The organism is Fibrobacter sp. UWB16 (assembly GCF_900215325.1).
Classification (GTDB): Bacteria; Fibrobacterota; Fibrobacteria; order Fibrobacterales; family Fibrobacteraceae; genus Fibrobacter.
Genome location: NZ_OCMS01000006.1, coordinates 1 through 25,743, shown reverse-complemented (window position 1 = coordinate 25,743; position 25,743 = coordinate 1). Strand labels below are relative to the sequence as shown.

Here is a 25,743-nt window from a genome sequence, read left to right as displayed (position 1 = left end):
GAGAAAACAAGGAGGACATCATGAAAAACAAATTCTATTTAATCGCAGTAGTCGCATGTGCATTGTTCTGCATGAACTGTGGCGAAGCTAACAAAACAGAAGAAACGGAAAAGACAAAAGTCGAAAAGTCCAAAGAAGACAAAGTCTCTCTCGCAAGTGAATCAGAAGTTGCCTTAACGACTATGATGACTATTGACGGTTCCAGATTGTCTGAATCTAGTCGCAAAGAAAAGGCGATGGTAAAGGCCAAGCGGGCGGCTCCTGCGGGCGGTGCGCTGAAGTTGATGGCTTCATCATCAAAGCCCGCGACGTTTCCGACGGATGCTAAATACGCAAAGGATATAGATAAAGTTCTTAAAAAAGTAGAAGGTATACGCTCGACGGAAAAAACAACTCTCGGTGGCCGACGCGGAAAAGTCGCCGCTGGGTTTAACGAAGGTGTTGCAGGCTCTGGCGGAATCGGTGATGCATTGGCCGGGCTGATGGCCGGGAGTGCTTCGCGAATTTCAGAATCAAGAAGTGCCGCCAAAAAATCAACGGTAAAAGCAAAGTCTGCACCGAGAGCAAGCCGTAAATTTGCCGAAGCCTCGACAAGTGAAGTTTATCTGATGTCGGATAGCGACGGAAGTAGTGAATGGAGTAGTGACGAACCTGCTCCTAGAAGAACCGGAAGACACTACGGCGAATCCAATGAACGCAGGTCGGGACTCCTCACCGCTGGCGAGTGGAACGATTTGGAACATTGGTATTTCTGGGACGATGTCATCAATGACGAAAACTTCAGCGACAAAACCGATTATTGGCAGTTCTTCCCGAAGAAACTTGTAGCCGTTAAAGTGGTTGACCAAAATGGCAGAGGCGCTGCAAATGTTTCCGTGATTCTCCTCAATGGCAGAAAAGTTGAATTTGTCACAAAGACAGATAATGCCGGGCGTGCCTATTGTTGGATTGGCCTGATGGACGGCGAGTTCGATGAAGTCAGAGCAAGGGATCTCATGTTGGTTGTCGATGGGGCGCTAATCAAGGAGCAAATCCAAATTACTTCTAGAGGCGATGAAAGACTCAACATGAACGTTGTTATGCACAAGAACGTGAAACGCCCCAAAGCCAGTGCCGATGTTGCATTTATCGTAGATGCGACAGGTTCAATGAAAGACGAGATTAAGTTCCTCAAATCGGATCTTAGCTATATCATTGACCACGCGAGCTCGGAAAGCAATATCCCGCTGCGTACGGCTGCCGTGTTCTACCGCGACAAGGGCGATGATTACCTCACTCGACATCATGACTTCTCCAAGAATGTTTCCGTGACTCGAGATTTCGTTGCTGAGCAGGATGCTGATGATGGCGGCGATTATCCTGAAGCAGTGCACTCTGCGCTTGAAACCGCGCTGAAAAAGCTTTCTTGGGATGAGTCAGCCCGTGCGCGCGTTGCGTTCCTGATTCTCGATGCTCCCGCGCACCATGAGGATGACGTTATCGAAAGTCTCCAGAAGTCCATCACGCTTTTTGCTTTAAACGGCATCAAATTGATTCCTGTGGCGGCAAGCGGTGTTGACAAGGATACTGAATTTATGCTGAGATTCTTTGACCTTGCAACAGGCGGCACGTACGTGTTCCTCACGGATGACAGCGGCATTGGCGAATCGCATATCAAGGCAACGGTGGGTGACCACAAAGTGGAACGACTCGCTAAACTGATGGTGAAACTGATTAAGAAATATGTAGAGTAAAATGCTCGCAAGATGCGGCGAGTGCTGCAATGCTAAGGATAATGCATCGAGATGCGTCGCGGAAAATGCCGCGAGATGCAGCGAGTGCTGCAACGCAAAGGACAATGCGGCGGCGAGAATGCTCGCGAGATTCGTGACGGGATTGCGCGCGGGATGCGCCGGCACTGGGTACAACATTTCATTCTCTGGCTTTGGAGGGAGCCGGAGAATTTTTTTACTGCTTTTTCACCAATATCTGGATATCAAGCAACTTTTCCCAATCGGCTTTGGCTCGCTTTTCTCGGGGGATGTTCCAAAAGTTTTTCCAAATTTCGTTGTTGAGGGAATCGATTTCGGCGGCTTCAGCATCGGTGACGGTGCCATTGGCGGTATTGTACATTATTTTCTCCTTTCTGCGTACATGCTTTTTCAAACGCAGATGTTTTATCAAAGACTATTTAAAACTATACTTTTGTGCAGTATTTGTCAAGGGGTGCGTCTGTGTTTTTTAAAATTGCTTAAAAGTGGGCGTTTTTTCGTTGAATGTCGTTTTATTGACACTGTAAAAACTTATATTCTTGTTTGGTAAGTATATACATACAAGTTTTGTTGATGGGATGATATATGCCTAATCTTTTTACGGAAGCGACGCGCGTTCAACTGACTGCGATTCAGCATTTGGCTCGCATTGGCTATACGTATTTGGGAAAAATTTCAGAGTCTGGCGCAACGCCGGCGATTCCCTACGACCCAGAGACGAACATCCTTGTGGACATTTTTGCGGAACAGTTCAAGAAGCTGAATCCGGCTGCAACTGTTTCTGCGCAGAGCGTTCTTTCGGATATTCAAAAGGAACTGGATGACGATGATTTGGGTCAGCAGTTCTACAAGCGACTTACTAGCTATTCTCCGCTTCGCTTGATTGATTTTGAACATCCGGAAAATAACACTTATCATTGTACGGCGGAATTCACTTGCAAGAATGGCGATGAAAGTTTTCGCCCCGATATTACGTTGTTCATCAATGGGCTTCCGCTCGTGTTTATCGAGGTCAAGAAGCCGAACAACGTAGGCGGCATGGTGGCCGAAAGCAAGCGGATGAATGACGAACGCTTCCCGAAGAAAAAGTTCCGCCATTTTATCAACATCACGCAGTTGATGATTTTCTCCAACAACATGGAGTACGATGCCAAGGGCGGTGTTGTCCCGATTGAAGGCGTATTCTATTGCACAGCTGCGAAAAACGAAGCGCGTTTCAACTGCTTCAGGGAAGAGAACCCTAAGCGTGCGGCCATTGCGCCGTTCCACGCCAATTATCCTTATTTGCCGATTCCTGCGGATCTCGAAAAGAGAGTGCTGATGGATTTCAATGTTCCGGTCTTGAAAGAGAATCCGGAATACAAGACGAATCTCGATATCAACACGCCCACGAACCGCGTGCTTACTTCTATGGTGAGCCCGGAGCGTTTGCTCTTTTTGCTCAAGTACGGCATCGCTTACTTGCATGTCGAAAAAGAGAAGGATGGCCAAATCGAGAGCCGCCACGAAAAGCACATCATGCGTTACCAGCAATTTTTTGCGGCCATGATTATCCGTGAAAAACTGGCAGCGGGTGCGACATCCGGCATTGTGTGGCATACGCAGGGTTCGGGCAAGACGGCGCTTTCTTTCCACTTGAGCAAAGTCCTCAAGGACTATTACGCCAAGCAGAACAAGGTTGCCAAATTCTACTTTATTGTGGACCGCCTGGATTTGCTGGAGCAGGCAACCGAAGAATTGAGCAACCGCGGCCTCAAGGTGACAACGGCAAATTCCCGCACGGAACTCATGGAACAGTTCCGCACGCAGCAGGCCTTGCAGGGCAACGCCGGTGTCGATGAAATTACCGTGGTGAACATCCAGAAGTTTGAAAATGACACCGAGAAAGTGGAAATCCCGAATTACGCCACGAATTTGCAACGCGTGTTCATTATGGACGAAGCGCATCGCGGCTACAAATCGGGCGGATGTTTCCTTTCGAACCTCTTCAATGCCGACAAGAACGCCATCAAGATTGCACTTACCGGCACGCCGCTCATCGGGAGCGAAAAGGCGAGCTGCAAGGTCTTTGGCGATTACTTCCACACGTATTATTATGACCGTTCCATTCAAGACGGCTATACGCTAAAGATTATCCGCGAAGATATCGAAACCAGTTACCGCAAAAAACTGAACGATGCTTACGAAAGCGTGCAGAAACTGGTGGAGAAGGGTTCTGTCTCGAAGGACATGATTATTCGGCACCCCACATACGTTAAGGCGTTGCTCCGCTACATCATCAACGATTTGGCGAAGTTCCGTGCCATGCAGGGCGACAACGACCTTGGCGGCATGATTATTGCTGAATCTTCGGAGCAGGCACGAAACTTGTACAAGTTCTTCAATGAGATTCAGGACGAACTCAATGAAAACCGCATCCAGAAAATCAACTTGAAAGCGGGCCTGATTCTCTTCGATAGCGACGACAAGGAAACCCGCAAGCAGATTATCAACGATTTCAAGAAGAACTACACGATTGATATTCTGATTGTTTACAACATGTTGCTGACGGGCTTTGATGCACCGCGCCTCAAGCGATTGTATTTCGGTCGCAAAATCGAAGATCATAATTTGTTGCAGGCAATTACGCGCGTGAATCGCCCGTACAAGAACATGAAACGCGGATTCTTGATCGACTTTGCCGACATCAAGAAGAATTTCGACGAGACCAATGCCGCGTATTTGCAGGAACTGAACCGCTACAACGATGCAGATGCTGACCCAGACGATAACTTGCCCGACATGTACAACCAAGTCATGGAAGATAAGGACGCCCTTATCAACCACATGAAGGTGGCTCGCCAGGCTTTGTTCAGTTACACCACCGACAATGCGGAAGTTTTCTCTACCGAAATTTCTAGCCTTGAAGACAAGAAGGTTTTGATTGAACTGCGCAAGGCTTTGGAACTCGCGAAAGATGCGATGAACCTTGTGCGCACCTTCGGTGACGATGCCCTTAAAAAGGACTTTGAAAAGCTGAACATCGAAAAGTTGCCGCTCATGCTTTCGGAAGTGAATCACCGCATTGCGATGATTAACCAGAAAGAGGCATGGACCAATAGCGAAGCGACTCAGTTTGCCGTGAACGAAGCCATGATGAACATCGAGTTCAACTTTAGCTGCATCGGCACTGAAGAACTGAAAATCATCGACAATGGCACGGAACTGCGTGAAAAATACAAGCGCGCACTCCGCGGATTTCTGGATAACTTCGACCACGAAGACCCTGTGTTTGTTGAATTGGAACAGGAGTTCAAACGCATTTTTGACAAGCACGGCTTTACTCCGGAAAACCTTGCCGTTTATAACGAGCAGAACCAGGCGATGAACGACATTCTGAAACGCCTTGAAGAACTCCGCAAATCAAACGACGCCCTCTTGCGCAAGTACAACGGCGACACGAAATTCGCCTACGTCCACAAGCGCATTCGCGAAGAGAACAAGGCTCGCGAACCTAAGCATCAGGCCCCGATTATCTCAAAGTTCGACGAAGAAATTGTGCAGGCTCTTTTGACTATCAAGGGAACGATTGACGCGAAGGTTTTCGACCGCAACGACATCCTGAAGCAGGACGCTTACTTCGGCAAGACCGTGATGAAAGAAATCGCAGACGGACTTGCGCACTTCCCGCAAATCAAGCCCGAAATGCCCGATTACCTGTTTATCCAACAGCGCATCGCCAAGCAGTATATTAACCAGTATAACGCCTACTACGGAAACTAAATGAACATCAAAGACAAGACCATTGCCCTTATTGACTCTCTCAAGGCCACTTGCCAGACGTACGGCATGGGCAATGACGGCAACGAATACAAGATTATCACACAGGTGTTTCTGTACAAGTTTATGGCCGACAAGTTCGGCTACGAACTCAAGAAAATTAACGACCCTTGCCTGAAGGCCCTCAAAAAATCCGACAAGTGGGAAGAGGAATACGCAAAACTCTCCAAGGCCGACCGCGAAAAGGTGAGCCTCTTCTTGCCGCCCGAAGTCCCGGTGTTCAAGCCCGACTACCTGATTGCAAACCTCTGGAACAAGCAGGCCAAGGGCGATTTCGATGTGATTTTTGACGAGACCATGGTCGCCATCGCGAAGGACAACTTGGATGTATTCTACACCAAGACCGCGCAAGAAACGAAAATTCCCATCTTCGAAAAACTCACCATCTTCGTGACCGACGATGCCCAGCGTGCAAACTTCGCCCGCGCCCTTGTCGATAAACTCGTGAACTTCAGCTTCGAAGACGCCTTCGCCGAACACTACGACTTTTTCTCGGACATCTTTGAATACCTGCTCAAGGACTACAACACCGCAGGCGGCGGCAAGTACGCCGAATATTACACGCCCAAGGCCATCGCGAAGATCATGGCGCGCCTCTTGGTGGGCGACAACGCCGACTTGCACAACGTAGAATGTTACGACCCCAGTGCAGGTACCGGCACATTGCTTATGGCGCTCAGCCACCAGATTGGCGAAGACCGCTGCACCATCTTTGCGCAGGACATCTCGCAGCGCAGTAACAAAATGCTCAAGCTGAACCTGCTCTTGAACGGACTCGTTTCGAGCCTCGATCACGCCGTGCAGGGCGACACCCTCCTGGAACCCTACCACAAGAGCGACGACGGCAAGAACCTCAAGCAGTTCGATTACGTTGTGAGCAATCCGCCCTTCAAGATGGACTTCAGCGACACCCGCGACGACATCGAGAAGAAATGGAATGCCCGCTTCTGGGCAGGCGTGCCGAAAGTCCCGAACAAGAAAAAGGAGAGCATGGCCATTTACACCTGCTTTATCCAGCACGTGGTGAACAGCATCAAGGCAGGCGGCAAGGGCGCCATCGTCATCCCCACCGGGTTCATCACCGCGAAATCCGGCATCGAACACAAAATCCTCGAACGCGTCGTTGACGAACACATCGTCTATGGCGTGGTCAGCATGCCGAGCAACGTATTCGCGAACACCGGCACCAACGTGAGCGTGCTCTTTTTCGACAAGACCCGCAAAAAGACCGACAACGACAAGGTCACCCTCGTTGACGCAAGCAAACTCGGCAAGGAATACAAGGACGCGAACGGCCTCAAGAAAGTCCGCCTCGAAGACGACGAAATCGAGAAAATCGTGACCACCTTCCGCAAGGCCAAAGCCGTCGAAGACTTCAGCGTAGTCGTGACCTACAGCGAAGTCAAGGAAAAAGGCTACAGCCTGAGCGCCGGCCAGTATTTCGACATCAAGATAGACTACGTGGACATAACCGTCGACGAATTCAACGCCCAAATGAAAGCCGACACTGAAGAACTCGCCGCCATGTTCGCCGAAAGCCACAAACTCGAAAAGGAAATCCAGAAACAGTTGAGCAACTTGAAATTCAATTAAGGCTGTGTCATCCTGGAGCGTAGCGATAGGATCTAAAGAGCAAGTGTCATTCTGAGCGCAACAAAGTGGAGTCGAAGGATCTAGTAAAGGACTATTATGGAAATAATCGCAATTGTCATTAGTTTAGCGTCTCTTATTGTGTCAATAAGGGCTATTAGAGTTTCTAAAGATATTGCTAAAATGCAATTGGAATATGAGGAAAAAGCAGAAAAAAGAAGAGAAGAAAAAGAGAAATTAGCAGAAGAAAAGCGTAAACGCGAAAAACGTCAAGAACAGCTTGATTGGCAAGAAGCAGAAAGAAGAGCCCATGCCTCTCCATTTCCTATTACTGAAGGAACTATGAAAGATCGTATAGAAGAAGAGTATAGGATTATTCGCTCGGAAAGAATACTACGTGGAAGAGGTTGATTTAATAAGAAGAAGGTGGTTTGACTAGTCATTGCGAGGATTGATAGAGACGAAGCAATCTAAATGCAGGTTTGAGAAAAATGGAATGGACGAATAAAACTATAGGTGATATTGCTTTTGTTACAAAGCTTGCTGGCTTTGAACATACTAAATATATTCAGGGTAATTGTACCCACGAAAGAAAAGATGATTCTTTTATTCCATTGTTTATTGGTAAAACTGTAAGAGATGGCAGAATTGATAAAAACTTCGATTGGTATATTCCCAAGAGTATTGCTGATCAATTGCCAAGAAGTTTTTTGAAAAGAAAATGTCTTGTATTGCCTTATGTTGGAACCATTGGCGACCTTGCTGTTTTTGATGCTTCGTATGATGCCTTGCTAGGAAGTAACATTGCAAAAATCGAATTGAATCCTAATTGTGGATATTCTGAAGAATTTATTTATTACTATTTAAAGTCACCACGTGGACAAACTGTTTTGTTGAAAGATGAACAAGGTGGAATACAAAAGAATATTACAATGGAAGCGATTCGTAATGTACTTCTGCCAGATGTTGATGAAAATAATCAGAAAAAAATAGTGTCCGTTCTTTCCGCATTAGACGACAAAATCGCCCTGAACAAAAAGATGAACCAGAAACTCGAAGCAATGGCAAAACGCCTATACGACTACTGGTTCGTCCAATACGACTTCCCCGACAAAAACGGCCGCCCCTACAAAACCACCGGCGGCCCCATGACCTACAACCCCACCCTCAAAAGGGAAATACCAGAGGGGTGGGGAGTGAAAAGCCTTTTTGATTGCTCTGATGTCTTATACGGATTTCCGTATGCGACAGAGCCGTTTGATGAAGAGAATCTGGATACATCAACGAAACCATATCCTGTAATTCGCATTCGTGACATAAAGGACAATACAATTTCTGCCAAAACAACAGAAACCGTTGATGATAAGTATAGGACGAAAGTGAATGACCTTTTAATTGGTATGGACGGCTACTTCCATATGAGCTTTTGGCCTAGAAATGATGATTACGTAAATCAGCGAATCACTCGTATTCGACAAAAAGAGTTGTCTGTTATGATAATTTATCATCAAATTGCCCCGTTTATCAAGTTCAAGGAAGATCAGGCGAAAGGGTCAACTGTTGGACATTTGAGTGATAAGGATATGAAGCAGATTAATATCCTTGTGCCGAATAATCCGCGACTATCAGAAAAATTTGATAGCATTCTAAATCTTATCACGAAGAATAAACAAAAAATCTATCGCCTCACAAAACTAAGAGACAAACTTTTGCCACTATTGATGAACGGACAAGTTGAGGTGGAATAGAGGGTTGTCAAAATGAAATTATCTAAAGAATTTAGAGATTTTGCAAAAAAACGTCGTGATAATGCTGTTCTAGGAGGAACAAGTTTTGATCACGCATTAAAAGCCAAAATAGAGGAAATAAAAAAAGATCCTATCAAAAATTCTCTACTAAAATCCAAAAAAGAGGATGCTAAAATTATGACTTCTGATTTGGAATCTATCCCTGAGATTATGGCATGGATAAATTCTGAATCTGTTATTCGCCTAGACGATTTTATAGTTTTACAACCTTGGTTGATTACGGTGATAGCGGCACTTTTGAGAAAAAAGAAAGGGCCTAAAATTATTTCAGGCGACAAAAATCCTTCTAGATTTGCAAATGCAATGGGTTTAGGACCCTATTGTGGAATTGAACAAAATTGTGTTTATACAGAGTACAAACGTACTGTAAAATTATCGTCTATAGAAAAAGGTTCAAATTACGAACGAAAAGCTTCTGAAATATCAAAATTACTAATTGAAAGTGTTGATGCCGATGAATTACAATATACCGATGCAACTGATTTAAAAGATACAATTTACTATGTACTTAATGAATTGATGAGAAATGTTATTCAACATAGTGAGGACCCTGATGGCGGACTTTTGATTGCACAGAAAATGCGTTCAGGCTATTTTGGAGATTCTAAACCCTGTGTTCAAATAACGGTTGTTGATAATGGTATTGGAATATTGAAATCATTACAGACATTTCATAAAATCGATGACCCTGAAAGAGCTTTGTTAGCATCTGTAAAGCCTCATTTTTCGGGAGCGTTTCCAGAAGAACGAATTGGTGGAACGGATGTCAATGCTGGTCTTGGTCTTTTTATGATTTCTGAGATAGCAAAAGAGTTGGGCGGTTATATGGCTATTTGTTCTAGCGGAAAACTTTTATCAATAAAAGGTAATGGGGATGAGAATAATACCACTGCAATCAAAGATGCTCCGTTTGATGGAACATTTGTTGTTTTTGAGATTCCAGTAAATTGTACGTTGGCTGATTATAATGAAATGCTGAAACGTATTTATGCGAAGGCGGAAGAACGTTCTCAAAAGAAAAAACATCGAATACCAGTTATTAATTTTGATACAAATTCTATGGGTGAATGTAAGAAATTTTTAGTTAAAGCTTGTGCTGAAAATGTCACTAAGGCGAAACAGAGTGTAGATGAATTGTTGCTCCCAATATTAAGAAATAAACAGAATCTTTGTCTAAATTTTACAGGCGTTTCTATTGCTACGCAAAGTTTCGCTCATTCTCTATTAAAACGGTTGATTGTCGAAGCTAGAAGAAGAAAATGTACTTTGTTTATTGAGGGCGCAAATGCAAAAGTTAGAGATGCCATTGAATTCGTTGATGGATATGTGTAGTTTGGAGTGAATATGTCAGATTTAAAAATAAAGAATATAACGATACAACATTTCCGTGGGATTACGAAGGAACTTCGTGTAGATTTCCACAAAAAAAATGTAGCCTGTAGCCATCTAATCTATGGTGAAAATGGGAGTGGAAAGTCTTCAGTTGTAGACGCAATAGAGTTGTGTTTGCTGGGTTCGATTAATTTAAAGGGAATTCTTTCATCTTCTGTATCATATGAAAATCTTGATGTTAATTCTGAAATTACAGTTGAATTAACAGATGAATCAAAAAATGTGGCTCGATTGAAATATGAAACAAATGATTATGGAAATAGAAAACTTGTAAATGAATCGACAAGATTAATTCAGTTTGGTAAAGCTCCGTTTATTTTAAGAAGGTCTGATATTTTAACATTTTGGGCAACTGAAGCTGTTCAACGATTAAAAATTTTTTTAGGATTTGATAATACATCCTTAAAATCTGAAAAAAGTCAGAAGTTGTTATCTTTGGGAAAAAAATATGAAACGTTAACTTTCAAACGCTCAAAGAATTTAAAAACATTGTGTTCTTATTTTAAGCTTGACAAAGACTCCGTCTTGAAAGTGGATGATTTTCTATCAGAATATAAAAAGAAATATAATGATACTTATTTTTCAAATTTTAAAAAGTACCCAAGGAATATTCTTCCTTTAGTAAAAGATGCTCAATGTATGGAGTTAGAAATAAAAAAAGTGAAGAAAGAAATTGGTGCCTGTAGAAATAATTCTATCGATGGACGACGGTTGTCGCCGTTAAGAAAAAGATTAAGAGAGATATCTACAAATGTGACAAATGATTTTTTTAAACTGTCTACAAGAACGGAGCATATTGAACAAATTTTTTTAGATATTGGCGTCCAAAGTGAAATTTCTCTTTCAATTAATGTAAAACTGAAGAACGGGTTGTTTTTAAATCCGCAATATGTTTTTTCGGAAGCTAATCAAGATTTATTGGCTTTATTGATTTATTTGGAATTTACATATGATTCTGCCCAATTTGGCCAATCAAAGGTTCTTGTTCTTGATGATATTTTTCAAAGTGTCGATTCTGCATTTAGATATCGTATTATGGTTTTTATTTTAGAAAAATTTATGGGGTGGCAAATTATTATGACCACCCATGATCGCTTGTGGAAAGAACAGCTACAGCAGTTATTTCAGAGAAAAGGGCATGTATTGTTATTGTCAGAAATGAAACAATGGTCTTTTACGGAAGGGCCTGTTCTCGTCAACTCTACAAATATGTTTGATGATAAGTTAAAAAGAGATTTAACGTCAGGAAATGTTGTTGATATATGCTCTTCTGCAGGTTTTCTTTTGGAATATATATGTGAAAATTTGAGTGCAATTTTGTCTACATCAATCCATCGAAAAAAAGGTGATCGTTACACAATTGGTGATTTGTGGCCAGGCATTTATAAGGAATGTAAGAAAACGGCTTGTGCAGATACTTTTAAAAAAGTGGAAGATTTGTTGTATTTGCGCAATCTTGTTGGATGTCATTTTAATGAATGGAGCTTGTCATTATCGCAATCAGAAGCAGAGGATTTTGGTAAAGCTGTGTTAGATTTATATTCTGTTGTGTATGATTCAAAAAAAGCGAAATGGATTGAATCTACAAATGACCTGACAGTTTCTAAAGAAATTGTAGAGGTTGGAAATGTTGACTTAAAGTGAGTGCAAATATTCTCTATATGAGATGCGTTTATTGCAAAAAAGAAATCTTTGTTAAAAGCAGTGAACATGTTATTCAGAATGCCATAGGGGGCATTTTGGAATCTGAGAATATTTGTTGTCCAGAATGTAATCTTGCGGTAGAAAAATTTGTCGATAAGGATTTTGTAAAAATATTCAGTCCTATAACGAATAATATTGACTATTTGCCTAAAAGATCGTCAACAGAATCTTCTTATGATGGTCAAGTGATGTATGCTGGACGATTCTATGATGCGAAATTTAAAGGTCGTAAAATAATTTCTGTTCCGAAATTGCAACAGGAACGGAAGTGTGGGCTTGCTAAGATTAAAGGTATTGTTCCAAAACAATTCTACTTTAATCTACAGAATGAAGTTTTTAAAAGTGGAATTTCTAAAATCGCGTTTAATTTTGCTGTTCACTCAGGCATAAATCCTGTTTTTTTGAAAGATTTTGTTAATGTTGAAAAAAATGGTTTTAATGTAACTTCAATCAAATTTAAAAATTTAGTTGTTCCTTTTTGTCCTTTAAATATTGTTGATTCTGAAATTGAATTTCGCGATGAAATCCAGCTGTATCATAATTTGATTTTGTTTAGCAATGGAAAGGAATTATGGTGTTATGTTGATTTATTTAATGTATTCCAGTTTTATGTATTGTTGTCCGAAAAATTTGAATCATCTGAAAAGGTTTTAAGGATTTACGCACAAAAATGCCAGAAAATTCCATTGTCTGAAAAGCATTATGTGGAAGATCTTCACTATGTTAAACCAAAGCATATATCTGCTTTATTGACTATTTTCGGAGTAACTTATGAAGAGTGTAAGGCTCAGCGAAAAGAAGGCGAGGACGATTTTTCATTAATCCGTCGTATCATCAATGAAAAAATACGCAAAGAGAGTGTTGTTTCTAGTTTGAGCGATTTAGTAAATATCGGTGGCATGGTAGAGTTTGTTGATTTGTTGAAAAATTCATCTGATACTGGAAAAATTAATTTATATCATAATTTTTCATTCTATTTTGATGAAAATGATAATCTGATTGAAAATAATTTTAGACAGTATTTTATAGATGGTGATGGGCAAGTAAAGTTTTACCCCCATGAAATGATTGATGTGATGCAATCTAATCCTGAAATGATAAAAGAATATGGTTCTATGAAATTTAAATTGATGTGTAATTATATTTTGAAAAATTCGTTATTGAAATGATAATTATAATTAGAGTCATTTCATTAAGATTGTTTAATTCTTTTATTTTGAAATATATAAAATAAGGATATTCTTATGGAACAATTTATGATAAATTGTATAGAGATTTTACCAGAAGCAGATAGGATTGCGAACCATTCTCTATATAAAAATTTGAAAGCAGGAAAGTATCTTTTAAATGATTATTACAAACTGGACAACGACAATAGTAATTTGACGAAAAATAAGAAATTTTTATCGTCATCATCCTTTTATGAGAAAGGGATTAATATTCAAGCTATTGTTGGTAAAAATGGGTGTGGCAAAAGTACTTTAATGGATTTGTTGTTCGCTGCTGCAAATAATTTTGCTTATATGATAGAAAGAAAAGAAAATGCGGACACAGATTCTAGTGCTCTATATCTTGCTGATTTGTATGTGAGAATATTCTATACACGTCAGACTTCGGATTATGTGTTGACTATTAAGGATAAAGAAGTGTATTTGTCTATTTTGAGTGGTGAAGCTATTCTAGATGAAAGTGCTATAATTCGTAATCGTATTAATGACATTTCTTTTTATTTTGATCCAAAAGATGAGAAGGTTTTAACTAACGAGTACAAATGTGGGCTTTCAACCAATGAAAAACGAAAACGGTGTCTAGGAAATTTTTTTTATACGATCGCTTCGAACTATTCAATTCAATCATTTGTTTATCAAAACTATCTTTCTACATACTATGATTTAATAAATGAATGTGATGGTAGTAATACAATAGTTAATAGAGTGGAGGCTGTGTCCCCCACGGAATCTTGGATTAAATCAATTTTTCATAAAAATGATGGGTATTGTAAACCTGTTGTTTTAAATCCATTCCGTGATAACGATGGTATGGTAATATGGAACAATGAACTAAATTTATCAATGGATCGATTGACCGCTTTGCTTATTTTTTATACTAAAAACAAAGAGAATGTGTTATTTCCTTATGTATTTAAAAAAGTGAAAGTAACGTATAATCCCGTTAGGATTAATTTAAAATTTAACGATTTATGTGATAATTGGATAAAAAAAATAATCACTGAAGAAACGAGTAAAAGAATCGAATCAGCGAAGGATGCTTTTAGTGCTGCGACAATCCCTTCCGCAACAGACGTATTTAATGAATTTGAAAAGTATTTTGTTAGCAAAAATAATGCTTTTTTACAAATGATACTGTGCGAATTTGGATTGAACTATGTAGAGAATAACGAAATTGTAAAAACAGCTTATATTTATTTGCAACAGAAAATTTTAAAAATTACTGGAAATTATTCGTCATTTAAAAGCTACAATGATATAATTGAATATGATTACTCACGAAATGCTTTTAAAATTGATGAATCCCGTTTAAAAGATTTACTTAATTTTATTAAAATAGACAATTCCCATATAACAAGAAAAATCCGTCGCACGGTGAATTTTTTAGCATTAGCGAATAATGTGTTTGATACGTCTTATACATGGGATGAGGATGCCTTTTTCGCTCGATTTGACTTTATGGACAATTCCATTTTCTTAACAGGGAAAAATAGAGATTGCTTAACTGTTGATGACTTAAATGATTGTCTAGCACCTCCTTTTTTTGAATATGAATTGTACATGGATAAAAAAGACGAGTATTCTTCTGTTATTGAAAAAGATGTAAATTATCGTCAGATTAGCTCAGGTGAAACGCAGATGCTGCAAACATTGTCTGTTCATGCATATCATATATCCAATTTGTTGTCGGTTCCTCATAATAGAATTAAGTACGATAATATAAATTTGATCTTTGATGAAGTTGAATTGTGCTTTCACCCAGAATTTCAACGTCAATTCATCAATAGATTGGTGGTTATGCTTGAAACCTTTATAAATGATTATAAAAAAAGAGGCAAGGCTAAAGGAGAAGATTGGAAATGCTTTTTTAATGTAATGATTCTTACGCATTCGCCTTTTATTCTATCGGATATTCAACCTGGCCGAACTTTATTTTTGGAAGAAAATGGTGTGCCAAATTACAATTTGTCAAAGAAAAGTACTTTTGCAGGGAATATTGGTGAAATGTTTTATGAATCGATGTTTATGAAGAATACGGTTGGCCAATATGCGGAGCGAAAATTGAACAAGTTGATTTCTGAATTTAAGGGGCTTAAAAAAAAGCCGGTCAGATATCTTGAAGTGAAAAAAATAATTGATGGTGTATCTGATTCAATACTGAAGCATCTGTTAATTGAAAAATTAGAGCGAGAATCCTAATGAAAAAAATAGAAATTTCAGAAGAATGCGTAAAAAAAATAGAACGTATTTTAAGTAAATATAGTAGCTATGATGTCTTTACTCAAACTCAAAATAGGAAAGATGCGTTTGAAGTTGCTTCTCTATATAATGTTAGGATTTGTCCTTATTGTAATATTAATTATGCGTATACAGTAGAAGAAGATTTGACATGCAGGCCAGATTTTGATCATTTTGAAATGAAATCGGTTGCGACAGGGCGACAACTTATTTGGGATAATCTTATTCCTTGTTGTCAGCAGTGTAATTCTCGTATTAAACTTCGAATTCCCTTTTCTAGAAAAACTCATTTACATCCGATATATGATGATTTTGATTCCCTTGTTGAATTTATTGTTGATATAAAGAGTGTTGGGAATATTATGGATAAAAATAATTTTTCAATTAAATGTAATACATGTAATACAAGAGCTAAAAACTCTATTCGGGATTTAAAAATACGACAACGCTATAGTTTTCATAAAGATGTTGTGCAACGAATAATAAAAAATGGATATATAAATAACCGTTACCGACTTAGTGAGATTGGTTCTATGCTAAAAATGAAGTCTCTAGATGATAAGGATGATTCCTTAAAAAATGACTTCGAAAAAGCTCTTGTAATACAAAGGTTATTATTCCCTGATATTGATTGTGATATAAGTAAAACATCCTTAGGTAAATTAAAAAGAGATGTCTCGAAAAAGATAAGAAAGTGGTCTTCGGAAAAATAATGCTATATCTTGTGAAATGGTGTAGGACAATAATTGGGGGAAGCCTACATCTTAAGAACCCCTGCCCATGGGGTCGTAAATCTCTACCTCCACACGATTTCTTCTTCAGCCTTGCGGTACACTTCTGCGAGGTTGATTTTCTTTTTGGGCTTGTGAAAGAGTAAATTGGTTGCGTTCAAGGAATGGCATTTCTGGTGTTCCTTGAAGGCGTTTTTTGTTTGTCCGTCGCCGTTCAAGATTCGTGAAACTTGGCTTTTGGAAATGCCGGAGAGTATTTCGATTTCGCGGACGGTGAAGCCCTGCGTTTGCAGTTTATGCAAGTCATCGGGGGCGCTGCCGACAAATGACTTGTAAATATTCTTGAGATAATCGCATTCAATGGTTGCTTCGCTGAATGTTACGTCTGCTTTGATGATTTTTCTCAGGTCAGCGGGGCTGGGCAACTTCTTGTTCAAGCCGAGAATCTTTCGGAATAGGCGTGGGTTTCGGCCTGCAATTTTGAGATCATCGAGGAAGTTGTTTAGGATGGATTCTGCGATTTCTTGCAGGTCTTCTTGCGTGTATCTGTTGAAATCAACGATTAAATCAAAACGATGGGAAAGAGCCTTGTCAAAATGTTTGAAATGGTTCGTTGTGGCGATAATGGTAATTTGTTCTTTGAGGTTGTCAAGACCTTTTAACATTGCGGGCTGCACTTGACCCATAATATCCATTTTTTCAAACAAGACAATTGTGTTCTCGGGGCAGGTGAAGTGATTGATTTTATCGAACAGTGTGACGATATTCTTTTGTGTTTGGCCGAGCTTGCTGTCGATGATGGTGTCGAAATTGACGCAGAACAGGTCGCGCTCTAGAATGCGGGCGATTTGCCGTACGGATTCGGTCTTGCCCGTCCCGGGTGCGCCCTGGAAAAGGAACTTGTTGATTCCCATATTCCGCTGGATGGCGTTGATAATCCCGATGACATCCTTTTCAATAGGCGTGGGGAGCGGCAAAGAATCGTGCGAAGGTGCGATCTTGCGGAAAAAAGTCATCTGGTCTTCGTGCATTTGCGGCACAAAGGCGTTCGCGCTGGACATAAGGGCCATGATGTATTCCGAAAGCTGAAAATCGCCGCTAGCGTCAAAATCCCGAGCAATTTCGTATGCCTCCTCGCGGAAAGCGGGATCGTTTTTCTCGGCGTAATAGCGAATCAGATTGATGACATTCTTCTTTTTCATGGACTTGACCTACCTTATTTCGTAATATAAATAATTACGGGACAAAATACAAGTATTTTGGGACAGAATGTTTAAATTTGATTTGAGCTGTTCGGAAATTCCGAACAGCTGCGGAAGAATTGAAAAAAATTTGCAGTTAACAACTGCACAATTTAGCTTATAGTAGATTTTTCAACTATTTCCATTTTGGAAACAGTTCTGCTACCGAGGAAAACTCGGCAACTGCAAAGTTGGTCCCAAAAATGACTTAAAATTTCAATTTGTCATCTTTTGACATTTGAGTGAAATTATATTTGTCAGTGAACGATTTACTCCGCTTTTTTTTTGCTTGTAGGCGGAAAGGATGTATATGCTTGTTGAATTATTTGCCTTGAGGTGGGCGCTTCATCAATTTCTCTGGACAATGCGGTTTTGGAGGCTTTTATCCCCTTTGAGGTTGTCTTTTTGTTGTCAAAGTTTTATATTTTTACACATAATGTGTAAATAGGGGGCGTATGGAAGCGCAAAACGATGAAATCGTTGCCTTTTCTTCGCCTCCGAAGGACCCTGTTGAAATATGGCTACAGTTACTGAGTTACTGCAAAAAGAAGCGTGCCTTAATACAATTGTATGCCAAGGCCCCTACGGAAGAAGTAAGTTACCGGTTAAATATCATCAATCCCCGCGAGGATATTTGCCGATGGCTGTTGCAAATCAAGGATGTTCCTGAATGTCTGGGAGTAAAACCTTTGCGCAGGCCTGAGGTCGGCGTAATCGGCACTCCGGTGTATGCTTATAGTATTCCTTACGATGATCAACATTACTATTTGGCTTTATGCGAAAAGGTGAATCAAAAGGCGGAAAAGATTATCACGATAATGTTTATCAAGTCCTTGAAATTAGATAACCGTTTCCCGATGTTATAGAGGTTTTTATGATTACAAAATGTCCTGTATGCGATTCAGAAAATATTGAAATCAAGAAGGATTTTCGGACCCTGATTGTTCCACTGGCGGAACCTGTGCAACAAGAAATTTCCGTATGTCATTGCAAGGATTGCATGTCAGATATTTTGCTGGATTCCGAATCGAAAAAGGTTGTGCAGAGTAGAATCCTAGAACGGGCAAAGGAGAGTGTCCCAACCTTGTTGAAAAAAGTGAACGAGTGCGGCTATTCCGACAGTCGTTTGGAGCGTGCTTTGGGATTGGCTCCGCATACGATTAATCGCTGGAAACAGGGGACTCAAGTATCTGCTGCGGCAATTGCTTTGTCTAGGTTTGTTTCGATATTGCCCGAGTTAACTCTTGTGGCTGAGGCTGGTTTTGACGAATCATACGCACGAGCTGCAATTCTTAAAAAGACCGTGGACAAAATAAAGGCGGTGGATTCATCGGTAAGATCGTTCTATTTGAATACTGACGTTTTTAAAGCGGCCGGAATTGTGGCATTCAATAATGCCGCAAGCAACGAAAAAGCTGAGTTGTCTTCCTTTGCTCAGCCTGCTTTGATGGAGGTTTAGAATGCAAGTAAAGTCTTTTGTGTTGTGCGAGCAGATTCGCCAGGAAAACACGGGCAAGTTCATGCTTATTGGCGTGTTTGGTACGGATGTTATTGAAAATAACATTCCGCAGGAAAATCGATGGAATAACCCGTTGTTTTTCGGAGTCTATTTTGCGCTAAAGGTGGATCGCGCTATTGATGCGGGTTTTTATACTGTCAAGGTTGAAGTCGATAATGGCGTGGTTCACACTCCTGAATTGACTCTTGAAATAAAGAAGGACGGAGCGTCAAATTTGCAGATTCCGATGAGTATTGCTTTGATGTTGAATGGTCCGTCTGAAATTCGGCTGAACATTTATAGGAAAGATTCCTTGGAGCTCGTAGCAGAGCTTGGAAAATTTTCTATTGTTAATGCGGAAAAGTAATATGCCCGATTTTGAAATCAATAACCAATCCCCGGCCGATAAGGTCGTTTCCTCGGAGCAAGCCTCTGCCGCTTCGTCCCAGACTCCTTCTTCTGCGCGCATCAAGCGGATGCGCGGTTGGTTGGGCGTGAAAAGTACTTCGTCGTTTGGTGGCTATGATGATGGTGGCGGTGGTGTTGTCTACGGCGATGGACATTCCGGCTGGAACCGGTAAAAAAATAGGGCTCCGTATGGAGCCCCGTTTTGTATAAAGTGCCGCACATCTCGAGTCACGTTTGACGTGCATCTCGTTAACGCGCGGCGCTTCTCGCTTTTGCGTCTCGCGGCACTTGCCGGCCGCGATTCTCGCATGACACTTCTTTCGTCTGTAGCCAGCGAAGCTGGCGTCCTCTCGACTAGTAACGGTAGTGATCAGCCTTGTACGGGCCTTCGACCGGCACGCCGATGTAGTCGGCCTGGGCCTGCGTGAGGCGGGTGAGGTGAACGCCGAGCTTTTCGAGGTGGAGGCGTGCGACCTTTTCGTCGAGGATCTTCGGGAGCGTATAGACGACGCCGCTTTCGTACTTGATGCCAGCGACGGTGTCCTTGCCCTGAGCGTTGAGCCAGAGGTCGATCTGAGCGATGGTCTGGTTCGTGAAGGAGGCACTCATCACGAAGCTCGGGTGACCAGTAGCGCAGCCGAGGTTGAGGAGGCGGCCTTCGGCGAGCACGAGGATGCTGTGACCGTCGGGGAAAATCCATTCGTCGTACTGCGGCTTGATTTCGTTGCGCTTGATGCCCGGGATCTTCTTGAGGCCGGCCATGTCAATTTCGTTGTCGAAGTGACCGATGTTACCGACGATAGCGCGGTTCTTCATCTTTTCCATCTGGGCAGCGCTGATGATGCCGGTGTTGCCGGTGGTGGTCACGAAGATGTCGGCGTAGCTAACGACTTCGTCGAGAGTCTTGACTTCGTAGCCTTCCATGGCGGCCTGCAGAGCGCAAATCGGGTCGATTTCGGTGATGATCACGCGGGCGCCTTGACCGCGCAGTGACTGTGCACAGCCCTTACCCACGTCGCCGTAGCCGCACACGACTGCGATCTTGCCTGCCATCATCACGTCGGTGGCGCGGTTGATGCCGTCGATGAGGGAGTGGCGGCAGCCGTAGAGGTTGTCGAACTTGGACTTGGTCACGGAATCGTTCACGTTGATGGCCGGGAACTTGAGGCGCTTGGCTTGAGCCATCTGGTACAAACGATGCACGCCGGTAGTGGTTTCTTCGGAAACGCCCTTCAATGCTTCGCGGGCGCGAGTCCACTGCTTCGGATCTTTTTCGAAAATCTTGCGGCAGGTGGCGAGGAACACGCCCCATTCTTCGCTATCGGTTTCCGGGTTGAAATCGGGCACCTTGCCGGCGTCTTCGAATTCTGCGCCGCAGGTCACGAGCATGGTCGCGTCGCCACCGTCATCGACGATGAGGTCTGCGGTCTTGCCGTCCGGCCATACGAGTGCGCGGGCGGTGTTTTCCCAGTATTCTTCCAAGGATTCACCCTTCCATGCGAAAACAGGCACGCCCTGCGGATTGCTCACGCTGCCGTTCTTGCCTACCACGACGGCGGCTGCGGCGTTGTCCTGCGTGCTGAAGATGTTGCAGGAGACCCAGCGCACGTCTGCACCGAGGTCCACGAGCGTTTCAATCAAAATAGCGGTCTGCACCGTCATGTGGAGGCTACCCATGATGCGCGCACCCGCGAGCGGCTTCTTGCCTGCATATTCCTTGCGGAGAGCCATGAGGCCCGGCATTTCGGTTTCGGCGAGGTCGAGTTCCTTGCGGCCTTCGATCGCAAGGTTGATATCCTTAATTTTGTATTCCATAAAGAATCCTTTTTTTTGCGGCACGGTTTTGGCGACCATCTCGTAATTGCCGCAAACCGCGCATTTCTTATTTATGCGTAAATATAGTTATATGCATAGATTTAGTCAAGTTAAATCGGTCGCGCAATGACCCTAACGGCCAATTTACTCAGTAAACAACAGTCCCTTGATGCGGAGCGAGCGCCCTGTTTTGGACCATTGGCTCGTATGCAGTTCTTTGATTCCGATGGCGGCGTGGTCCGAGGCGATGGACTCGAGCGAATCGTTCAGTTCTTGCTTTGTCGTGTAGAAACTGTAAACCTTGCTTTTTGTTTTTGCGGAATCCGAGGCATTGGAGTCCGCGGCGCTTGGATTCGTAGCGCTTGAGTCCGCAGCATTTTCGTCGCTTTCGTCATCTTCCGAGAGCGTAATCCGGAAGGTAATCGTGTCGCCCCGGTATTCAAATTCGCTTTTGTCAAAATAATGGTCCAAGATGGCGACTTCCTTGGTGCCTTCGGGAATGATGAACGAAGTGATGTCGGAATTTGATATGTCCGCTTCGAAGGAGTCAAATGCTTCGGTTGTGTCTTCTTTGACTGGAGTTGTCTTGGTGTTGCTTTGTTGGGCCAGTTCGCTTTCGATTTTGCTCGGTTCTACGAGATCAGCGATGTTGTGTGCGTTTAGCGGGCTGATGGTGGTGATGAAGAACAGTGCGCAGAAAACGATGGCGATGTACCTTGATTTGTGCTGGATTTTTTCTTTCAGCAGGATGGCAATGATGATATAGAAGTAGATGTTGATCGTGATGACCCAGATGATTTCTGGCGAGAGGCTCTCTTGGATGAATATGTGCATGACGTCGATGGACATCAGGACGACGAGCGGGATGCATGCGGCGGGGAATATTTTCAGGAGCTTCTTTTCGGTGGTTTGCTCGGTCGAGAGCCGCATCGGGTGCATGGCAATAATGAGCGCTATCAAGTAAATGATAAATCCCGAGACGAATGCAGATACGGTTCCTTCGTCGGGCATGTCCCACAAGACGATGAACTTGATAATATAGGCGTAAAAGAGGAGGATGCCGATGGCGAGCACCGGAATGAACAGGAACCGAATGGTGCTTGATGCGAACTTATTGAGGGCGGGCGGTTCTTCGATGCATTCGTCAATGGACGGAATGCCCGAAAAATAAAGAATGGGGGCGACAACGCTGGCACAGAAATAGAAAATGTAAAGGTAGATGGTTTCGCCGGGGTCGGAATCGAGCAGTTCAGCAAAGCCAAAGACGAACCCTTCAATGGCGCCGAGCAAAATTGCCGAGACGAGAATGGCAATAATGGCTGATTTGATGTTCTTTTGCAAAAAGTTCCAGAAGCCGTTTTCGTTAGGCTGCTTCCAGAACGGTCCGAGAAAAACTGCAAAGGTGGCGATTAGGTAAACGAGGGTGACGGTACATCCAAAGTAAAATGGATCGTCGTCAAATGACAAGCCTGCAACAAGTGCAATGGAAAGCAAGAACCATGTGCCGCTCGCGATAGCTTGTGGGCGCGCGTTTGCGCTTTTTCGGGATTCCTGGACGAGCGATGTCGCAAGGGCCGTGAGCATGGCCGCGATGGGGTAGATGGCGAGCCATACAAATAGCCGCGTGAAATGGTCATTGCCGAATCGTGCAAATTCAGTATCGGTGACCAGCGCGATAAACGTGAATAACGCCATCGCCGATGCAAGCGGAAATCGCTTGAATGCTGTCGAGATTTGACTCGGGTATTTCTTGATTGTCGCTAAGTCCATTTTCCCTCCTCTTGTCATGCCCGCCACTGAGCGGGCATCTCCCTTACTTTCCTTCTCGCTCGTTGCGTTCCTTTTTAAGTTGCTTCAACTGCGCGAGTTTTTCACCGAGCGCCTTTTCGCGTCCATACGGCTTGGGTTCGTAAATCGTCGTGCCGACAAGTTGCGTGGGCAAGTGCTCCTGTGCAGAATATCCGCCCGGGCTGTCGTGGTCGTACTCGTAGCCGTTCCCGTAGCCGAGCTGTTTCCCGACGCGGGTCACGGAATTGCGGTAGGCGCGTGGCACGGGGAGCGTACCGGTCTGCTTCACGATGGAATCGGCCTTCATTCCCGCAAGTTCAACGCTGTTGCTCTTGGGTGCAAGCGCCAAGTAAATGGCGAGCTCGTCGAGTGCGATCAAGCCTTCCGGGATGCCCATAAAATCGTATGCTTCGCGAGCGCTTGTCGCAAGCAAAAGTGCGTTCGGGTCTGCAAGGCCTACATCTTCCATGCTCATGCGCATCAGACGGCGCAAAATGAATCGCGGGTCTTCGCCGCCCTGTAACATTCTGTGGAGCCAGTAAAGAGCAGCATCCGGGTCGGAACCGCGCACGGACTTGTGCAATGCCGAAATCAGGTTGTAATGCTCTTCTCCGCTTTTGTCGTAGCGCAGGGGCTTCTTGTACTGGAATTCTTCGAGAAGCTTCTCGTCAATTTTCTTATTGTCGCCGAGGTTCTTGCCAATCCATTCAAGCTGGTTTAGCAAGAATCTTGCATCGCCTTCGGACTGTGCAATGAGCTTATCTACAACGGCGTCTTCGACTTCAACATCCTTGAGCTGTAAACCGCGTGGGTGGTCGCGCAATGCGCTGAAAATCAAAGTGCGTAAATCTTCTTTGCTTAATGGCGCAAAAAGGATCAGCTGGCAACGGCTGAGCAAAGCCCCGTTCACCTCGAAACCCGGGTTTTCCGTTGTGGCGCCAATGAGCGTCACTGTGCCGTCTTCCACGGCGCCGAGGAGTGCGTCTTGCTGCCCCTTGTTAAAGCGGTGGATTTCGTCGATGAATAGGATTGTATCCATGAACGCGTGCTTCATTTGGCGAGCGTCCGCGAGAACTTCCTTGACTTCCTTCACGCCGCTTGCAACTGCTGAGAGCGCGACAAAACGCTTCTTGGTATGCTGCTTGATGACGTGGGCAAGGCTCGTCTTTCCGCAACCCGGAGGTCCCCAGAAAATCATGCTGGGGATAGAGTCGTTTTCAAGACTCTTGCGCAACAGGCTCTGCTGTCCAAGAATCTTGTTCTGTCCGAGAAACTCGTCCAGGTTTTGCGGGCGTAGGCGTTCTGCTAAAGGGGCGTCCATGATTATACTATATAAAAATTAATCGCTAAAAATCTTGTCTTCGACTTTCTTGATACATTCGGGCTTGTCGCGTGTCGGGACTCCGCCTTTCGTGAATACGTGTACGGAATAACCGGTTGTGCAGAGTTCGCCGTTCAAAGTCACCTGGTAGAGGAATTTGTACTTGCAGCGTCCATCGTGTACGAGCTTTGTTTCGACATCGACAAAGTCGCCAAAGCGGCACGGGCGCTTGTACTGTACGTTGAGTTCGAGCACGGGGCTTGCGAACCCTTCGCGTTCCACTTCGTCGTAGGGGGCGCCTACAGCGCGGAAAAAGTCCACGCGGGCCTGTTCAAACCAGATGGGGTAGGTGGCGTGGTGTACGACGCCCATGGCGTCGGTTTCGGCATAGCGGACTTGAATGCGGGTCTTGAAAGAAAAATTGTTTTCCATGTGTAATTATATAGGGGGTGGATTAAGTTCGAACAACAAATTAGAAAAGCTAAAAGGGTTTGCTTATTGTACTCTGTCATGCCTGCCGCCTTTGTCATCCCGGACTCCGTTCCGGGAAGGCATTTCCTTGTGTTAGTGTAATTTACGAGACAAATATAGAAAAATTTCCAAAAATTAGTGCTCATTTTTTCACTTAAAAATCTATCAACACTCAACTAACACTCTTTACTCTAGTTTGTTTACGTGTATTTTGAAAAATTTCATTTTTTTTCAAGAAAAAACGCGATTCTTGTTGACAAGACCAGGTAAATCTTATTAAATTTGCCACGCTTTAGTTCCTCAAGTGAACTGAGGCGAGAAGCGCCAAAGTAGCTCAGCTGGTAGAGCAGCTGATTTGTAATCAGCCGGTCGTAGGTTCGATTCCTATCTTTGGCTTTACATAATGGGTCGTTGCCCGAGTGGTTAAAGGGGACGGACTGTAAATCCGTTGGCTTACGCCTACCGTGGTTCGAAACCACGACGGCCCACGACAATCAGCCCTACGGTGTCTAAGGCATCGTAGGGCTTATGCCCAGGTAGCTCAGTGGTAGAGCACTTCCTTGGTAAGGAAGAGGTCTCGGGTCCGACTCCCGATCTGGGCTCTCACTAAAATGGAGATAGAATAATGGCAAAAGAACATTTTGACAGAAGTAAGCCGCATTGCAACATCGGCACCATCGGTCACGTTGACCACGGTAAAACCACTCTTACTGCAGCAATCTGCACGACTCTCGCTGCTAAGGGTCTCGCCGCTGCAAAGCGTTTCGATGAAATCGACAACGCTCCGGAAGAAAAGGCTCGTGGTATCACGATCAATACTTCTCACGTCGAATACACCACCGCAAACCGTCACTACGCACACGTCGACTGCCCGGGGCATGCTGACTATGTGAAGAACATGGTGACTGGTGCTGCTCAGATGGACGGCGCTATCCTCGT

At 43.4% G+C, this 25,743-nt stretch carries 21 protein-coding genes and 3 tRNA genes; 18 read left to right on the top strand and 6 right to left on the bottom strand.

Annotation, left to right across the window (positions count from 1 at the left end):
* Window positions 1–20 precede the first annotated feature (20 nt).
* Entirely contained in the window at window positions 21–1,733 is a 1,713-nt protein-coding gene (locus CRN95_RS13835; RefSeq protein WP_097021257.1) for a hypothetical protein, read from the top strand.
* A 214-nt stretch (window positions 1,734–1,947) separates the two neighbouring features.
* On the opposite strand, the gene CRN95_RS14865 is transcribed toward CRN95_RS13835, so the two are convergent.
* A complete protein-coding gene (locus CRN95_RS14865; protein WP_159462326.1) occupies window positions 1,948–2,112 on the bottom strand; it encodes a hypothetical protein in 165 nt (54 codons plus the stop codon).
* 224 nt (window positions 2,113–2,336) lie between these two features.
* Between CRN95_RS14865 and CRN95_RS13830 the strand changes: the two genes are divergently transcribed.
* From CRN95_RS13830 to CRN95_RS13790, 9 genes are all read left to right on the top strand, one after another.
* Window positions 2,337–5,513, top strand: a complete 3,177-nt coding sequence (locus CRN95_RS13830) for a type I restriction endonuclease subunit R (RefSeq protein ID WP_097021240.1) — start codon at window positions 2,337–2,339, stop codon at window positions 5,511–5,513.
* Window positions 5,514–7,163, top strand: a complete 1,650-nt coding sequence (locus CRN95_RS13825) for an N-6 DNA methylase (protein WP_097021239.1) — start codon at window positions 5,514–5,516, stop codon at window positions 7,161–7,163.
* 96 nt (window positions 7,164–7,259) lie between these two features.
* Complete coding sequence (locus CRN95_RS13820) at window positions 7,260–7,571, top strand: hypothetical protein (protein ID WP_097021238.1); 312 nt, start codon at window positions 7,260–7,262, stop codon at window positions 7,569–7,571.
* Window positions 7,572–7,651: 80 nt separating this feature from the next.
* On the top strand, window positions 7,652–8,908 hold the full coding sequence (locus CRN95_RS13815) for a restriction endonuclease subunit S (protein WP_097021237.1): 1,257 nt from the start codon (window positions 7,652–7,654) through the stop codon (window positions 8,906–8,908).
* A gap of 12 nt (window positions 8,909–8,920) precedes the next feature.
* Window positions 8,921–10,300 carry an ATP-binding protein gene (locus tag CRN95_RS13810; RefSeq protein ID WP_097021236.1) on the top strand — a complete coding sequence of 460 codons (1,380 nt, stop codon included), beginning with the start codon at window positions 8,921–8,923 and terminating at the stop codon, window positions 10,298–10,300.
* A gap of 12 nt (window positions 10,301–10,312) precedes the next feature.
* Entirely contained in the window at window positions 10,313–12,004 is a 1,692-nt protein-coding gene (locus CRN95_RS13805; protein ID WP_097021235.1) for an AAA family ATPase, read from the top strand.
* 17 nt (window positions 12,005–12,021) lie between these two features.
* Window positions 12,022–13,233 carry an HNH endonuclease gene (locus tag CRN95_RS13800; protein WP_097021234.1) on the top strand — a complete coding sequence of 404 codons (1,212 nt, stop codon included), beginning with the start codon at window positions 12,022–12,024 and terminating at the stop codon, window positions 13,231–13,233.
* 75 nt (window positions 13,234–13,308) lie between these two features.
* Complete coding sequence (locus CRN95_RS13795) at window positions 13,309–15,492, top strand: ABC transporter ATP-binding protein (protein ID WP_145994001.1); 2,184 nt, start codon at window positions 13,309–13,311, stop codon at window positions 15,490–15,492.
* Entirely contained in the window at window positions 15,492–16,244 is a 753-nt protein-coding gene (locus tag CRN95_RS13790) for a hypothetical protein (protein WP_097021232.1), read from the top strand. The genes CRN95_RS13795 and CRN95_RS13790 overlap by 1 nt, the downstream gene beginning before the upstream one ends.
* An 83-nt stretch (window positions 16,245–16,327) precedes the next feature.
* Here CRN95_RS13790 and CRN95_RS13785 read toward each other — a convergent pair whose 3' ends face one another.
* Window positions 16,328–17,464, bottom strand: coding sequence for an AAA family ATPase (locus tag CRN95_RS13785; RefSeq protein ID WP_097021231.1), 1,137 nt, complete (start codon window positions 17,462–17,464; stop codon window positions 16,328–16,330).
* Between the two features lie 494 nt (window positions 17,465–17,958).
* Here CRN95_RS13785 and CRN95_RS13780 point away from each other — a divergent pair, with 494 nt between their 5' ends.
* The 4 genes from CRN95_RS13780 to CRN95_RS13765 are packed head-to-tail and all read left to right on the top strand — an operon-like array spanning window position 17,959 to window position 19,582.
* Window positions 17,959–18,369, top strand: a complete 411-nt coding sequence (locus tag CRN95_RS13780; RefSeq protein WP_088630079.1) for a hypothetical protein — start codon at window positions 17,959–17,961, stop codon at window positions 18,367–18,369.
* Between the two features lie 8 nt (window positions 18,370–18,377).
* Window positions 18,378–18,962 (top strand): hypothetical protein, encoded by a 585-nt coding sequence (locus CRN95_RS13775; RefSeq protein ID WP_097021230.1) that lies wholly within the window; start codon window positions 18,378–18,380, stop codon window positions 18,960–18,962.
* A gap of 1 nt (window position 18,963) precedes the next feature.
* Entirely contained in the window at window positions 18,964–19,368 is a 405-nt protein-coding gene (locus CRN95_RS13770; RefSeq protein ID WP_097021229.1) for a hypothetical protein, read from the top strand.
* Window positions 19,355–19,582: a hypothetical protein gene (locus tag CRN95_RS13765; RefSeq protein ID WP_145994000.1), complete on the top strand. Its 228-nt coding sequence runs from the start codon at window positions 19,355–19,357 to the stop codon at window positions 19,580–19,582. Before CRN95_RS13770 ends, CRN95_RS13765 begins: the two co-directional genes overlap by 14 nt.
* 181 nt (window positions 19,583–19,763) lie before the next feature.
* On the opposite strand, the gene ahcY is transcribed toward CRN95_RS13765, so the two are convergent.
* The 4 genes from ahcY to CRN95_RS13745 form a co-directional block, all read right to left on the bottom strand.
* Entirely contained in the window at window positions 19,764–21,224 is a 1,461-nt protein-coding gene (ahcY, locus tag CRN95_RS13760; RefSeq protein WP_097021256.1) for an adenosylhomocysteinase, read from the bottom strand.
* Window positions 21,225–21,368: 144 nt separating this feature from the next.
* The gene (locus CRN95_RS13755; RefSeq protein WP_159462325.1) at window positions 21,369–22,994 is read right to left on the bottom strand and encodes a DUF4153 domain-containing protein; all 1,626 of its coding nucleotides are present in this window, start codon (window positions 22,992–22,994) and stop codon (window positions 21,369–21,371) included.
* Between the two features lie 43 nt (window positions 22,995–23,037).
* Entirely contained in the window at window positions 23,038–24,333 is a 1,296-nt protein-coding gene (locus CRN95_RS13750) for a replication-associated recombination protein A (protein WP_088630084.1), read from the bottom strand.
* Window positions 24,334–24,351: 18 nt separating this feature from the next.
* Window positions 24,352–24,765, bottom strand: coding sequence for a thioesterase family protein (locus tag CRN95_RS13745; protein ID WP_074209360.1), 414 nt, complete (start codon window positions 24,763–24,765; stop codon window positions 24,352–24,354).
* 362 nt (window positions 24,766–25,127) lie between these two features.
* Here CRN95_RS13745 and CRN95_RS13740 point away from each other — a divergent pair.
* From CRN95_RS13740 to CRN95_RS13725, 4 genes are all read left to right on the top strand, one after another.
* A tRNA-Thr gene (locus CRN95_RS13740) sits at window positions 25,128–25,200 on the top strand.
* 9 nt (window positions 25,201–25,209) lie between these two features.
* Window positions 25,210–25,292 (top strand) — tRNA-Tyr (locus CRN95_RS13735).
* Between the two features lie 42 nt (window positions 25,293–25,334).
* A tRNA-Thr gene (locus CRN95_RS13730) sits at window positions 25,335–25,406 on the top strand.
* 23 nt (window positions 25,407–25,429) lie between these two features.
* Window positions 25,430–25,743: GTP-binding protein (locus CRN95_RS13725; protein WP_235003060.1), on the top strand; the 314-nt coding region annotated here is incomplete at its 3' end.